At 64.5% G+C, this 13053-nt stretch carries 13 protein-coding genes; 7 read left to right on the top strand and 6 right to left on the bottom strand.

Annotated elements, in window-relative coordinates; translation table 11 throughout:
- Positions 1 to 10: 10 nt before the first annotated feature.
- The 3 genes from ACZY1I_RS25515 to ACZY1I_RS25505 all read right to left on the bottom strand — a co-directional run bounded on the left by ACZY1I_RS25515 (position 11) and on the right by ACZY1I_RS25505 (position 3086).
- The gene (locus ACZY1I_RS25515; protein ID WP_463758945.1) at positions 11 to 844 is read right to left on the bottom strand and encodes a class I SAM-dependent methyltransferase; all 834 of its coding nucleotides are present in this window, start codon (positions 842 to 844) and stop codon (positions 11 to 13) included.
- Between the two features lie 75 nt (positions 845 to 919).
- Positions 920 to 2224, bottom strand: coding sequence for an AurF N-oxygenase family protein (locus tag ACZY1I_RS25510; protein ID WP_463758941.1), 1305 nt, complete (start codon positions 2222 to 2224; stop codon positions 920 to 922).
- 229 nt (positions 2225 to 2453) lie between these two features.
- Positions 2454 to 3086: a TetR/AcrR family transcriptional regulator gene (locus ACZY1I_RS25505; protein ID WP_463758937.1), complete on the bottom strand. Its 633-nt coding sequence runs from the start codon at positions 3084 to 3086 to the stop codon at positions 2454 to 2456.
- Between the two features lie 93 nt (positions 3087 to 3179).
- On the opposite strand from ACZY1I_RS25505, the gene ACZY1I_RS25500 reads away from it, so the two are divergent.
- Together ACZY1I_RS25500 and ACZY1I_RS25495 are read left to right on the top strand one after the other, a co-directional pair.
- Entirely contained in the window at positions 3180 to 4394 is a 1215-nt protein-coding gene (locus ACZY1I_RS25500) for a cytochrome P450 (protein ID WP_463758934.1), read from the top strand.
- A complete protein-coding gene (locus tag ACZY1I_RS25495; RefSeq protein WP_463758932.1) occupies positions 4388 to 5338 on the top strand; it encodes an SDR family NAD(P)-dependent oxidoreductase in 951 nt (316 codons plus the stop codon). Before ACZY1I_RS25500 ends, ACZY1I_RS25495 begins: the two co-directional genes overlap by 7 nt.
- Here ACZY1I_RS25495 and ACZY1I_RS25490 read toward each other — a convergent pair.
- A complete protein-coding gene (locus ACZY1I_RS25490) occupies positions 5325 to 6011 on the bottom strand; it encodes a hypothetical protein (RefSeq protein WP_463758930.1) in 687 nt (228 codons plus the stop codon). The two genes, ACZY1I_RS25495 and ACZY1I_RS25490, sit on opposite strands and share 14 nt — an antisense overlap.
- An 80-nt stretch (positions 6012 to 6091) precedes the next feature.
- On the opposite strand from ACZY1I_RS25490, the gene ACZY1I_RS25485 reads away from it, so the two are divergent.
- Genes ACZY1I_RS25485 through ACZY1I_RS25475 form a run of 3 tightly spaced genes read left to right on the top strand, consistent with a single transcriptional unit; the run spans position 6092 to position 10185 of the window.
- Positions 6092 to 7609: a carboxylesterase/lipase family protein gene (locus tag ACZY1I_RS25485; protein ID WP_463758926.1), complete on the top strand. Its 1518-nt coding sequence runs from the start codon at positions 6092 to 6094 to the stop codon at positions 7607 to 7609.
- Positions 7610 to 7627: 18 nt separating this feature from the next.
- Positions 7628 to 9670 carry a DUF7064 domain-containing protein gene (locus ACZY1I_RS25480; protein WP_463758924.1) on the top strand — a complete coding sequence of 681 codons (2043 nt, stop codon included), beginning with the start codon at positions 7628 to 7630 and terminating at the stop codon, positions 9668 to 9670.
- A gap of 23 nt (positions 9671 to 9693) precedes the next feature.
- Complete coding sequence (locus ACZY1I_RS25475; RefSeq protein ID WP_463758922.1) at positions 9694 to 10185, top strand: gluconokinase; 492 nt, start codon at positions 9694 to 9696, stop codon at positions 10183 to 10185.
- Here ACZY1I_RS25475 and ACZY1I_RS25470 read toward each other — a convergent pair.
- Positions 10145 to 11146, bottom strand: coding sequence for a DoxX family protein (locus ACZY1I_RS25470; protein WP_463758920.1), 1002 nt, complete (start codon positions 11144 to 11146; stop codon positions 10145 to 10147). The two genes, ACZY1I_RS25475 and ACZY1I_RS25470, sit on opposite strands and share 41 nt — an antisense overlap.
- 123 nt (positions 11147 to 11269) lie before the next feature.
- Between ACZY1I_RS25470 and pncA the strand changes: the two genes are divergently transcribed.
- Both pncA and ACZY1I_RS25460 read left to right on the top strand, forming a co-directional pair.
- Positions 11270 to 11833 carry a pyrazinamidase PncA gene (pncA, locus tag ACZY1I_RS25465; RefSeq protein ID WP_463758918.1) on the top strand — a complete coding sequence of 188 codons (564 nt, stop codon included), beginning with the start codon at positions 11270 to 11272 and terminating at the stop codon, positions 11831 to 11833.
- Positions 11830 to 12627, top strand: coding sequence for a nuclear transport factor 2 family protein (locus ACZY1I_RS25460; protein WP_463758915.1), 798 nt, complete (start codon positions 11830 to 11832; stop codon positions 12625 to 12627). Before pncA ends, ACZY1I_RS25460 begins: the two co-directional genes overlap by 4 nt.
- Here ACZY1I_RS25460 and ACZY1I_RS25455 read toward each other — a convergent pair.
- Positions 12624 to 12980, bottom strand: a complete 357-nt coding sequence (locus tag ACZY1I_RS25455; RefSeq protein WP_463758910.1) for a DoxX family protein — start codon at positions 12978 to 12980, stop codon at positions 12624 to 12626. The genes ACZY1I_RS25460 and ACZY1I_RS25455 overlap by 4 nt on opposite strands.
- Positions 12981 to 13053 lie beyond the last annotated feature (73 nt).

Raw genomic sequence — 13053 nt, 5'->3', positions numbered from 1 at the left:
GCGTGAGCGGTTAGGCGGGCTTGTGGAACGTGTACACCTGGTACTGGATCAACCCCATTTTGGACAACCATTTCATCCAACGCGTACCTACGATCATGACCTTCTGGGCATCCTCTGACCCCTGCTCGCGGAAGAATTGGATCAGGAACGGGTAGGTCGGCAACGTGTTTTTCCGGATATTGCGGTTCGCGGCGAATTCGAGTCCCGCACGCTTGCCCATGGATTTGTAAGACCGCAGGGGCAGACTGCCCAGCGTTCCGTAGGACTTCGCGATCCGAGAGCGAATCACGGTCCAAATTGGGGTCTTGCCGAAGATGGGCATGGTTGCCACGAAGTCGGACACCGCCAGGTAACCGCCAGGCTTGAGCACCCGCGCGGCTTCGGCCAGGAAACGCTCACGGGACGGGAAGTGGAAGGCGCATTCGACGGCCAGGACACGGTCGAAGGAGTTGTCCTCAAACGGCAGCTGACAAGCGTCGCCTTCCACCCAGGCGATCTGGTTGCCGTTGGCGGCCTTGGTCTGGGTCTCGGCAGCAGCCAGTTGGCGGGGGTCAATGTTCAGGCCGGTGAGGTGCATGCTGGAATGTCCGGCGTTGATCTGCTGGATAGTTCCGCCGAATCCGCAGCCGACGTCCAACAATTGCTGGCCATCGGCGACTTTGCCGGCTTCCAACAGCACGCCGTTCATGTTCTCCATGGCCGCGAAATAGTCGGCTCGGGTACCCTCGGCAGCCTTGGGATTTTCCCAGTAACCCCAGTGCACCTGGCGCTCCCATAGCTGCCCGGTCTCACCGCCCGCCTGCCGCTCGTCGATAAGCAAGTCGAAGTAAGGCAGGTCAGGCATGCGCGGAACCTACCACGGCGCAAACACACAGTGTCGCCAGAACGCGCGCCGATGATCGTCGGTGTTGGCGGACCTTCATATGGTGGGCATGAATTCGGCAAGCGCAAGGATCATGAGTACCACCAAGGCGAGCCCGATCAGCCCGCCAATGGGAACCATGGCCACACAAACCACGACCCAGACGAGAAACCTCAGCCAGTCGAATGGCTGGTTGCCCACCACGCCGCCCCGGCGTTCCCGGAGGGCGTGGTAGGCAGCCCACACACCCGCCCCTACGGCGGCGGCAGCGATGATCCGCAGGCCGCACGGTGTTGCCGTCATAGCGATGCCCGCCACAGTCACCGCGGCCACCACGCGCGCCCACGACACCGTTCGAAACCCGGTCAGACGCGTGACGGCGCGGCTCCGTTCCGGCTCACTGCGGTAGCGCGGGACTCGGCCCTCGATCCCCAATATGCGCCACATCCAGCGTGACCATACGGTTCGCAGACCCAAGTCCTCGGCAATTCGCCGAACGTCGGCGGCCGATTCCGCCAACATCCGGTGCGATTCAGCACTTCGCCAGTAGGCGGTCTTGAAGACTCGTCGCGGGACCCCGAACTGGCGGGCAAAGTCGCGCGGCACCCCCATCGACTCCCCGATCAACCACCGGAGATAAAACGGAAAGGCGATTGCGTACAACGCCCGCTTCACCCGGCCGGCATGTTGCATCCCGTTAGCCAGATAGTCGTCGGCAAACGTGATGTGACGGGCTTCTTCCGCCAGGTGGATGTAGGTGATCTGGTTCAGCAGCGGAGGCACACCAACCGGCCCACGATGCTGCAATGTCTGCTGATAGTGCAGCGGCTGTTCACCGCAAAGTATCCCGACGAAATGGAAGACGCTGGCATAACCGCCAACGACACCCAGGATCGGGCCGATGAACCGGGAGGCTCGTCGCATTCCGGGGACGTCTTCGCCGGTGCGGTTGATGAATTCCTGGAACATCAAGATGTGGTTGGCTTCGTCGACCACCTCGTGCATGAGATACCGAAACACCGAGGAAGCGTTGGGCAACTTGCCGGTGTGGTGCACCACTCCACGGATCAACAACGTCTCGAACTGGATCGTGGACTTGAGCGTATTCGCGGTTACCCAGCGACCCATGTCGATACGCCGCTGCAGCGGCTGCTCGGCGTACCAGTCCGTAGCCGCCAGCGGAGCGCTGTCGGGGTCGAGCTGCCAACGCGGATCCTTCGCGTCGAGCGCGTTTTCGGGGGCGTCCCAGTCGATATCGACGTACGGGTCGAAGCGCAAGCGAACCGTCGCGCGGGAGAGCGCCTCGACCTTGCTGACGTACGAGTCTTCCGCCGCGCCGTTCGCGTCGCTGGTCGTCGTCATTTCTCCATCCAATGCGGCAGAAGCTGAGTCGACGGTATCAGCGGGTTGCCTATGCTCGGGCTTATTGAGCAAACCCGGACCCGGCGTGTTACGGCCACTGTGTACTTGAAAGCTTAACCCTCTGCTGATTCCGGGGTGGCCAGTCGGTGTGAACTGCCGCCCTGTTCGATCACGGCTCTTGGTGGAGCCAGCGCTCCCACACCGTCGCGCGGGAGAGTCGCGCGGTCAGTTAGAGCGACCAACCGCTGGGCTCGGGGGCAAACATGTATGCGGGCGCCGGCGGTAACGGCTGTCGCTCTCCGGTGGATATCGCATCGAGGACAAGAGCGACATATCGCCGCCAGCCGTCGCTGCTCGGATCCATGGTCGACAGCACGCTGTAGAGCATCGCGATCAGGCGCGGCAAGTCATCGGCGACCAGATCGCCACGAATTCGCCCGGCCTGCTGGCCACGCTGGACCAACTCGCCCAGCGCTGCGTCCAACGCGTCAGACACATCGGGCGTCAGCGAACCGGCCCGGCGTGCGGCGATCAACAGGTTCTGTTCCCGGGCCCCGAGCGTGATGGCTGCTTCGATCAGGTGCGTGAGACCGCTCACCGGATCGGGGCTGCGGCGAGCCTCCTCGATCACCGGCGTGAGCTCTTCGGCGATGCTCTGATCAAGGGCGGCCCTGACTAGTTCACCCTTGGTCGGAAATCGGCGGTACAGAGTGCGCTCGCCGACGCCGGCATGGCGGGCAACGGCCTCCACGGGTGCGTCCGGCCCGACTTCGCCGTAGACCTCCCGCGCCGCGCGCAGGATCCGCTCGACGTTGCGCGCGGCGTCCGCGCGCAGCGTCGGCCGGTCTTCGACGGCGGTCATGGTGACAGCGTAACTGCCAGTTGACTGCCAGTACCGTCACCTCTACGCTCAGGTAACTGGCAGTCATCTGACACTTAGTGGGAATCATCTTTCATGTCAACAACTTCCGATATCCGCTCTGAGGCGGATCTTCCGGTCATTCCGGTTCCGCGCGCCGCGCACTGCCCGTTAGCGCCGCCCGCCGAATTTGCAAGCTGGCGCGAGGAGGAAGGTCTGCGCCGGGTGATGTACCACGGTCACCCGGCCTGGATGGTCAGCCGCTACCAGGACATCAGAGCGGCGCTGGTCGATCCTCGCCTGTCTGCGGACACCATCCCGGACGCCATCAAACCGGCCGGTTCCGGCGACAACATCCCGATTATGTTCGCCCGCGTCGATGATCCCGAGCATCATCGGTTGCGGCGCATGATGACTGGCAATTTCACCTTCCGTCGCACCGAAGCGATGCGGTCGCAGATCCAGGAGATGGTCGACCACTACCTCGACGAGATGATCGGCAACGGCCCGCCGGCCGACCTTGTCCGCGACTTCGGATTGCCAGTGCCGTCGCTGGTGATCGCCCTGCTGCTGGGGGTTCCGCCCGAAGACCTCGGACTCTTCCAGCATCACACCACTGTCGGTCTGGACACCCGGTCGTCCGACGAGGAGAAGGCCGCGGCCTTCGGGGTGATGTACGTCTATATCCAGGAGTTGGTGGAACGCAAGCAGCGCGAACCTGGCGACGACCTGATCAGTCGCCTGGTCACGGACTATATGGCCACCGGCCAACTCAACTCCGCGACCGCGGCGATGAGCAGCGTGATCATGATGCAGGCGGGCCACGAAACCACCGCCAACATGATTTCACTGGGAACTGTTGCGCTGCTTGATCATCCGGACGTTTACAAACGTCTCGGCGAGACCCAGGATCGCGCGGTGATCGCCAACATCGTCGAGGAGCTGATGCGCTACCTGAGCATCGTGCACAGTCAGGTGGACCGCGTGGCCACCGAGGACTTCACGCTGGGCGGCCAATTGATTCGTGCCGGGGACGCCGTCGTGATGAACCTGCCTGCCGGAAACTGGGACTCCGAATTCGTCGACGACCCAGAGGCTTTCGATGCAGACCGAAACACCCGCGGCCACTTGGGATTCGGATACGGCGTGCACCAATGCATCGGCGCCAACCTGGCGCGCGTTGAAATGCAGGTAGCGTTCGCCACCTTGGCGCGGCGGCTGCCCGGGTTGAGGGTGACTGTTGCGCCGGATCAGTTGCAGTTCAAGCAGTCTGACATCTACGGCATGAAGGAGCTACCCGTCGCGTGGTGAATTTGCGGTTTGACGAGCAGGTCGCGGTCATCACCGGCGCCGGTGGCGGATTGGGGGAGCAGTATGCGTTGCTGCTGGCCTCGCGGGGTGCCCGCATCGTCGTCAACGACACCGGTGGCTCGGTGACCGGTGAGGGCAGCACCGATACCGCCCAGGCCGTCGCCGATCAGATCCGCCGACATGGCGGCCAAGCCGTTGCCGACAACCACAGCGTAGCGAGTCCCGAAGGGGGACAGGCGATCATCGATAGCGCGCTGTCCGAGTGGGGGCGAGTGGACATCGTGATCAACAACGCCGGCATCACGCGCGACGCACCTTTCGAGGAGATGACCCCCGAGCGTTTCGAACCCCTGATGGATGTGCACCTCAAGGGTGCATTCCACGTCACCCAACCGGCCTGGAAAGTTATGCGGCAGCGGGGGTATGGGCGAATCCTCAACACCTGCTCGGCGGCGGGAATCCTGGGCGCCGAGAACATGAGCAACTACGGTGCGGCCAAGACCGGGCTGATCGGCCTCACCAGGGTGCTTGCGGCCGAAGGGGCCACGGACAACATCAAAGTCAACGCCATCGCGCCGATCGCTTTCACCCGGATGTTGACGAAGTCGATCGACGGCGCCGCCCCCGACGACCCGGCGTCCCAGGCCATACTCAATGATCTTGTCGAGCAATATCTCCGAAAGTTGGACCCTGCTTTAGTGGCTCCGGTGGTGGCCTTCCTTGTGCACGCTGATTGTTCCGTTTCCGGTGAGGTCTATACGGTCGGCGCCGGGCATGTCGCACGGTTCTTCACCGGCAGGACAAAGGGCTTCTACAGTCCCACGCTGTCCGTCGAGGATGTGCGGGATCACCTCGACGAAATCCGCGACGAATCCGGCTATACCGTGCCGGGTGGAACCGCTGACGAGATGACCGAACTCTTCGCTCTGATCACGAGCAATTGAACGCAATGCCCACGCCATCCGGCGGTGGCACCGAACGCAGGCAGCCGTACGGTTCAACACCGGCGCTGCTGAAGCGCGCCGCGGACTGGTGGGCATAGTTCACACAGAACAATCCGGCCACTTCGGCCCGGCAACGGTAGTCGTTGAACGACAGTGAGTCGCCATTGGTCAGTTCGGTTCCGGCGCCGTTGACGAACGGTCCCGGATCGGCCCGGGCCGACCCGACCTGCAGGTTGGTGCCGTCGAAGTCGACCCAGCCGCCTTTCCACTCCCCGTAAGCGGTGTCGGGTTGGGGTGGCGGACTGGTCAGCTCGACCAGGCAGGCCAGCGCGCTTCCGGTGTGCTTGGAGTCCGTCGTGCACTTCGCTTTACCCCCGGGCGCGCTGAATGCGACATCGGTGCCGAGTTGTACGGTAGTGCCGTCCCGGGTCGCGACGTGGTAGCGACCCGGGTCCGCTGGGCGGCCTGCCTCGATCCACGTGATGACGGCGGCGACCGGCGCCCCTGCGGACGGAGCGGTCGATATTGCCGGTGCCTTACTGATCGGCGCCGCAGAGGTCGACGACGTACCTGGGGTTGCCTGGGTGGTGGTGTGCGGGTGCGCCGAGCCGCCGTCAGTGTGTGAGCACCCGGCAATCAGCAACGGGATGGCGACCAGCGCGGCGATCCGCATCCCGTCAGGCTAACCGCCACACCTCGGATTCCGGCTCTGCGCGCGCACTACATACATAGTGTCGGCTACCGTCGGGTGTTATGCATGAGCGCACCGTCCGCGCCCGCACAACCGCCGGCACCGTCGAAGGCTTCACCCGCGACGGCGTCAACCGATGGCGGGGCGTTCCATATGCCAGGCCTCCGGTGGGGCCGCTGCGATACCGCGCACCTCAGCCGGCTCAGCCCTGGTCAGGCGTGCGGCACTGCCACGGATTCGCAAACTGCGCGCCACAGCAGCGCCGCTACACCATGCTCGGTGTCGGCCGATACCAGCCGATGAGCGAGGACTGTCTGACCCTCAACGTCGTCACGCCCGAAGCCGGGCCCGAAACCACTGATGCCACACCGCTGCCGGTCATGGTCTTCATCCACGGCGGCGGGTACATCCTGGGCAGTTCGGCCACCCCGATCTACGACGGTGCCGCACTGGCCCGCCGTGGGTGTGTGTACGTGTCGGTCAACTACCGACTGGGCGCGCTGGGCTGTCTGGATCTGTCGGCTTTGTCGACCTCTGACATCACCATTGACAGCAACCTCTACCTGCGCGACCTGGTCATGGCGCTGCGTTGGGTCAAAGACAACATCGCCGGATTCGGCGGTGATCCCGACAATGTCACCATCTTCGGCGAGAGCGCGGGCGCGCACATCACCGCGACTCTGCTGGCTGTGCCCGCCGCAACCGGCCTGTACCACCGCGCGATTTCGGAAAGCCCGGCAGCGGGCATGACGCGATCGAAAGAGGTAGCCGCCGAGTTCGCGTCACGGTTCGCCCACCTGCTGGGTGCAGGCAGTGCGGATGCCGCAAACGCCGTGATGCAAGCCTCCGCGTCCCAACTCATCGACACCCAACACCGGCTGATCGAGCAGGGCATGCAGAAACGGCTGGGCGCCTTCCCAATCGGGCCGGTATTCGGTGACGATGTGGTCCCGGTCGATCCCGTGGTGGCGATGCGAACGGGTCAGGCGAATCCGGTTCCGCTGATCGTCGGAACCAATGCTGAAGAAGGGCGTCTCTTCACTCGATTCCTGGGCATGTTGCCGACCAATAAGTCAATGGTCGAGGACCTGCTGGCCGAGCTGGAACCCGCTGTCCGCGAACGTATTACGGGTGCCTACCCAAACTATCCGCGGCAGGATGCGTGTATCCAGCTGGGCGGCGACTTCGCCTTCAGTTCGGCGGCCTGGCAGATCGCCGAAGCGCATGGCCAGCACGCCCCCACCTACCTGTATCGCTACGACTACGCCCCCCGGACGCTGCGCTGGTCGGGGTTCGGAGCCACGCATGCCACCGAATTGTTCGCCGTCTTCGACATCTACCGGACCAGGTTCGGTGCGCTGCTGACCGCAGCAGCCGACCGTGGCACCGCGCTGAAGGTGAGCAACCAGGTGCAACGGCGCTGGCGCGCGTTCAGCCGGACCGGTGTTCCGGGCGACGATTGGCCGGTTTACACCCAGGCCGAGCGTGCCGTATTGGTCATCGACAGCAAGACCCGCGTCGAGTTCGATCCGCACCAGGATCGCCGATTGGCGTGGGACGGCTTCTCGCTGGCGCGTTGACCTGGCACGCTGACCGTCATGGCTTCAGACCCCGGCTTCGAACCGGCACGAGACACAGACCATGCCATCGAGGCGCCCAGCGACCTCACCGCCGAATGGCTGACCGCGACCGTGCGCGCGGGTGCCGTCTCGGAGTTCAGCGTCGAGCGGATCGGCACCGGTCAAATGAGCGAGTGCTACCGCATCGGGCTGACGTACGCCAAGCCCGAAGGATTCGGTTTCGCTGGACTCCGGCCCTCGTCGGTGGTGCTCAAGGTCGCCGCAACCGATCCGGTGAGTCGGCAGACCGGCCTGGCGCTCGGCCTCTACGAGCGTGAAGTCCGCTTCTACCATGACATCGCGCCCCGTCTCGGCGGTGCGATCGCGCCCTGCTACCACGCTGCGGTCAACGTCTCCACCGGAGTGTTCGACATGTTACTCGGCGATGCAGGGCCGGCGGTGGTCGGTGACGAAATCACCGGCGCCACAGCCGAACAGGCTTTCCTCGCGGTCGCTGAGCTGGGAAAGCTGCACGGGCCCCTGTTGGGCGATGCCGCGCTGGCGGACTCGCCGTGGCTCAACCGTGAATCACCGCTCAACCAGACGATGATCGGTTCGCTCTGGGGCGGTTTCGTCGAGCGGTATGGCGACGAGATCACGCCGGAACACCGCAACGTGTGCGAGCGCCTCGTCAACGCATTCGACGGATACCTGGCCCAGGAGGCCGCCCGCGGCGGAATCCAGGGCCTGGTGCACGGTGACTACCGGTTGGACAACATGTTGTTCGGGGCTGCGGGAGCAGACCGCGCGCTCACCGTCGTCGACTGGCAAACCGTCTCCTGGGGCCCGGCGCTGACCGATCTGGCCTACTTCCTGGGCTGCGCGCTACCCGTGCAGGATCGTCGGGACCGGTATGACGCGCTGTTGCAGGTCTACCATCAGGCGCTCGGCCCGGGTGCTGCTCTGATCACCCTGGACGACGTTCGCGACGGAGTACGGCGCCAGAGCTTCTTCGGCGTGATGATGGCGATCGTCTCGTCGATGCTGGTGGAGCGCACCGAGCGCGGCGACCGACTCTTCATGACGATGCTGCACCGGCACTGTGAGCACGTATTGGATACCGGTGCCTTGGCGACGTTGCCCGACGCCGCGGTTCCGGAGCCGCTGCGACCCTCGTCCGAGGACGAACGCGCCCATCCCGCGACCGACGAAGCTTTGTGGAGCGAGAGTTGGTATGCCGATTTCGCCGACGCGGCAGAGGGATTGGGCGGCTGGTTCCGGATCGGCCTGATACCCAACCAGCAGATGGCATGGATCCACGCGCTGATCTGTGGTCCCGACCTGCCGACTGTCGCGGTTGACTGCCAGGTGCCGTTGCCCGCGGATCCGTGGAACGTGAGCGCTGACGGCCTCGAACTCGCGCACTCCGCCGATGCGGCGCTGCAAAGCTATCGCGTCGAACTGCGTGCGCAAGGTCAGTCATATGACGACCCGTCCGCGCTGCTGCGCGGGGAGTCGGGTGAGCCGGTCAAGGTTGCGATGAACCTGGTGTGGACCACCGACGGGACCCCGTATCAGTACCGGGTGACGACGCGGTATGAGATTCCGTGCACCGTCTCGGGCACTGTCACGGTGAAACGTGCTCTCTACGAGATCAATTCGGTTCCCGGTCAGCGCGACCACTCCTGGGGAGTTCGCGACTGGTGGAGCATGGACTGGATGTGGAGCGCGCTGCACCTCGACGACGGCACCCACTTGCACGGATTGAGCTTGCAGATCCCGAACACGCACCCGATCAGCATCGGATACGTTCAGGACTCGACCGGAAATACCGCCGAGCTCAACGCCGTGCGTATCCGAGAAGCGTTCGGCAACAACGGTTTACCGCAATACACCATGTTGGAACTCAACGCCGGCGAAATCACGGCGAACATCGATATTCGCGCCCATGCCCCGGTCCGGTTGACTGGTGCTGACGGGCGGGTCAGCCAGTTCCCGCGGGCCTGGGTCGATGTCGCCACCACCGACGGCCGGCGCGGCCTAGGTTGGATGGAGTGGAATCGCAGTCAGGTCGACGGATAGTAACGGACCGCCCCATCGTCGTGATGGGTGTCTCTGGATCCGGCAAGTCAACGGTCGGACTAGCGCTGGCGCAACGATCAACAAGGCCATTTCTTGACGCCGACACTTTGCACCCGTCGGCTAATATCGCCAAAATGACTGCGGGCGAAGCACTTACCGACGATGACCGCTACCCGTGGCTGGACAGCGTGGGTCAATGGCTGGCAGCTCACCCCGATGGCGTGGCGAGCTGCTCTGCGCTCAAGCGCGACTACCGCGACCGGCTGCGCGCGCACTGCTCGTCGGTGCAGTTCATCCATCTAGACGCAACTGTGCACCTGATCGGGCAACGCATCGCTGCCCGATCAGGCCACTTCATGTCGCCGACTTTGTTGCAATCGCAGTTCGACACCTTGGAGCCGTTGAGTGCCGACGAGGACGGGTTCGTCGTCGACCTAGCGGCAGGTCAGGACCCGCAACAGATCGTCAACCTGGTCAGCGCAGCCAGCGCCGCCGGTGACTGTTGTGGTCACTGAACTGGTCGTCGAACCGCTCCCGTGCGGTGTATGCGAGCTCGGTACCCCGGGCCGCTGCCCGGTCGGCCAGTTCGCTACCGCGATGAGCGGCCCGGTCGGCGAGTTCGCTGCCGCGGTGAGCGGCGAGGTCGGCCAGTTCGCTGCTACGGTGACGCGCGGTCTCGGCTAGCTCCACGCTGCGGGCCTGCGCGGTATCCGCCAACTTCTTGCCGCGCTTGCGTGCCTTCTTGGCGTAAGGTGCGCTCTTCTCGGCGGCGGTGCTGGCGAGTTCGCGGCCACGTTCGAGGGCGGCTTCGGCGTACGGCTGGCTCTTTTCGGCGGCGGTGCTGGCGAGTTCGCGGCCGCGTTCGAGGGCGGCTTCGGCGTACGGCTGGCTCTTTTCGGCGGCGGTGCTGGCGAGTTCGCGGCTGCGTTCGGCGCCGGCCTGAAAACCGTGCACAATCCGCTCGCCGAGCTCAGAATCCAGAATCGAGTCACTGGAACCCGGTAGCGCTCCCGACACGCGCTCTTGGAGCCGTTCTGCCGCACGCCTGCCACGCCACCCCAGCGACGGCTTGCCTGCGGTATCGGCCGACGCGATGATCAGACCGCCCAGCAAGCTCACATCAGATAGGAATGCGCGCCGCTTCTCGGCCTTGCGCTCCGGGTCGGGCTCGGCCCAGAACATGTGCGTCCCAAGATTTCCCGGGATGACCGTCAATGCCAGTGCAGCCGAGGCCACCCGGGGCAGCCGGCCGGCGGCGAGCAGCACGCCCCCACCGATCTGCACGGCCGCGTTGACCTGAGCGAACGTCTCGGCATCCGCGGGCACCTTGCTGGCCACCCCGTCGGGCAGCGCCTGCAGACCGCTGACCGTCGGTTGCGCGGCTTGTGCGGCGGGTTTGGGGTTGAGTAGCGCGTCTACGCCTTGGCCGATAAATACTGCGGACAACATGGGTCGCGCGATTCTGCGAATCAACATGGGTGCCGTGTTCCCGCGCCTGCGGGTGCACAAACCCGCCGAGATGGCACCGATCCAACTTGCGAGACCAGTTCAAAACCGGCCGACGGCCAGCCATTGTTCGTCGGCGATAGGGTGGATCGCGTGCGCGCGCTGATCGTCGTTGACGTGCAGAAAGACTTTTGCGAAGGCGGTGCGCTGGCCATTTCCGGCGGGCACGCCGTGGCTGGCTCGATCAGCGACTATCTCGCTGGCGACTCCGACTACCACCACATTGTTGCGACCAAAGACTTCCACATCGAACCCGGCGATCATTTCTCCGACCACCCGGATTTCGAGTCGTCGTGGCCGCCGCACTGCCGCGCCGGAAGCCTCGGCGCTGACTTCGAATCCGCGCTCGACACGCGCCCAATCGAGGCAGTCTTCCGCAAGGGTGCCTACGCCGCCGCCTACAGCGGATTTGAGGGTGTGGACGAGAACGGGACATCGCTGTTGGACTGGCTGCGGCAGCGCGACGTCGACGAGGTCGACGTAGTCGGCCTCGCCATCGACCATTGCGTCCGCCGCACCGCCCAGGATGCGGCCCACGCCGGACTGGCCACGAGAGTCCTGTTGGATCTGACGGCCGGTGTGTCGCAGGATTCAACGGTTGAAGCACTTGCTGAAATGCGGACCGCCGGCATCGAGTTGATCGGAAGTTGCTCATGACAAGATCGCATCGGGACGACTTGATTGCCGCGGTAGAGCGCTCGCCGCAGGCTGTGGGCGCGCACGACCGCGCCGCTTGGGTGCAGGTCTTCACCGACGACGGCTGCGTGGAGGATCCGGTGGGATCCAGCCCGCATATCGGACACGACCAGATCTACCGCTTTTACGACACCTTCATCGGGCCGCGGACCATCACCTTTCACCGCGATCTGGACATCGTCCGCGGCAACAGCGTGCTGCGCGATCTCGCGCTCGAGGTGGGCATGGGTCCGTCGGTCACCATGCACATTCCCGCCTTCCTGCGTTACGACCTGCGAGAGGTCAACGGCGAGTGGAAGGTTGCCCGACTGCGTGCGTACTGGGAGTTACCGGCGATGATGCTGCAGTTCCTGAAAACCGGAACCCGCGCGTTGACGCCGGGGTTGCAGCTCACCCGGGGACTGTTGGGCAACCAGGGCCCGCGCGGCACCGTCGGTTTCATGACCGGATTCCGGCGCGCCGGCGAGCGGCAGAAGACGGCCGTCGAGACCCTCCTGGTCGCTGTCGTCGGTGGCAACAACGCCGCCGCGATCGGAGCGTTGTCATCAGCCACCACAATAACTTTGGGCGATACCGAGGCGCTCGATGCCGTAACGCTCATTAAGCAACTCCGCGGCGCAAGCTGGACCAAGGTGATCGGTGCAGGTCCCACCGTCGTCGTCTCGGTTTCCTCGGACCGAGGGCGCGGCATATTATTCGCCGATGTCGCCCGCAAAGGTGACGCGATCAACCGAATCCGTTATTTTCCAGCCTAATTCGTCAACAGCAGTGCCAACGTGATGCTTGACAGGAGCAGATAACCGCCGGGAAAGGCGATGTTGGAGAAGACGCGCGCCCGTACGTGCACAACGACCGCGCCGACGAAGTACAGCACCAAGCCGATCGCCGCAGCGATGCCGAGATACCGGAGGCCGAGAAGGCCGACGATGAGCCCGCCGGCCCCGGCGAGCTTCAGCACGGCCAGCGTCGGCAGCCACGACCGGGCGACGCCCACCCTGGCCGAATTTGCGAGTACGAATTGCGCGGGGATGAGATCGGGTAGCGCGACGGCCGCGACGGCGGTCGCCGTCGCCGCGACCACGGAAGCAACGTAGATCGGTATGGTCATGGTGCTGGTCTCCTCGGCGGCAGGGCATTCGATGGAAGCGGTCAACTTCTTGACGAATCCCGCCCGAGAAAGG

It is taken from the genome of Mycobacterium sp. IDUB_37, assembly GCF_055419245.1.
Note: the sequence above shows the minus strand (reverse complement) of the source record. Positions and strands in the feature narration are given on the sequence as shown.

Coding starts and splice junctions, on each gene's coding strand:
- ACZY1I_RS25515 (WP_463758945.1), bottom strand. CDS start 844: ATGCCTGACCTGCCTTACTTCGACTTGCTTATCGACGAGCGGCAGGCG.
- ACZY1I_RS25510 (WP_463758941.1), bottom strand. CDS start 2,224: ATGACGACGACCAGCGACGCGAACGGCGCGGCGGAAGACTCGTACGTC.
- ACZY1I_RS25505 (WP_463758937.1), bottom strand. CDS start 3,086: ATGACCGCCGTCGAAGACCGGCCGACGCTGCGCGCGGACGCCGCGCGC.
- ACZY1I_RS25500 (WP_463758934.1), top strand. CDS start 3,180: ATGTCAACAACTTCCGATATCCGCTCTGAGGCGGATCTTCCGGTCATT.
- ACZY1I_RS25490 (WP_463758930.1), bottom strand. CDS start 6,011: ATGCGGATCGCCGCGCTGGTCGCCATCCCGTTGCTGATTGCCGGGTGC.
- ACZY1I_RS25485 (WP_463758926.1), top strand. CDS start 6,092: ATGCATGAGCGCACCGTCCGCGCCCGCACAACCGCCGGCACCGTCGAA.
- ACZY1I_RS25480 (WP_463758924.1), top strand. CDS start 7,628: ATGGCTTCAGACCCCGGCTTCGAACCGGCACGAGACACAGACCATGCC.
- ACZY1I_RS25475 (WP_463758922.1), top strand. CDS start 9,694: ATGGGTGTCTCTGGATCCGGCAAGTCAACGGTCGGACTAGCGCTGGCG.
- ACZY1I_RS25470 (WP_463758920.1), bottom strand. CDS start 11,146: ATGTTGATTCGCAGAATCGCGCGACCCATGTTGTCCGCAGTATTTATC.
- ACZY1I_RS25460 (WP_463758915.1), top strand. CDS start 11,830: ATGACAAGATCGCATCGGGACGACTTGATTGCCGCGGTAGAGCGCTCG.
- ACZY1I_RS25455 (WP_463758910.1), bottom strand. CDS start 12,980: ATGACCATACCGATCTACGTTGCTTCCGTGGTCGCGGCGACGGCGACC.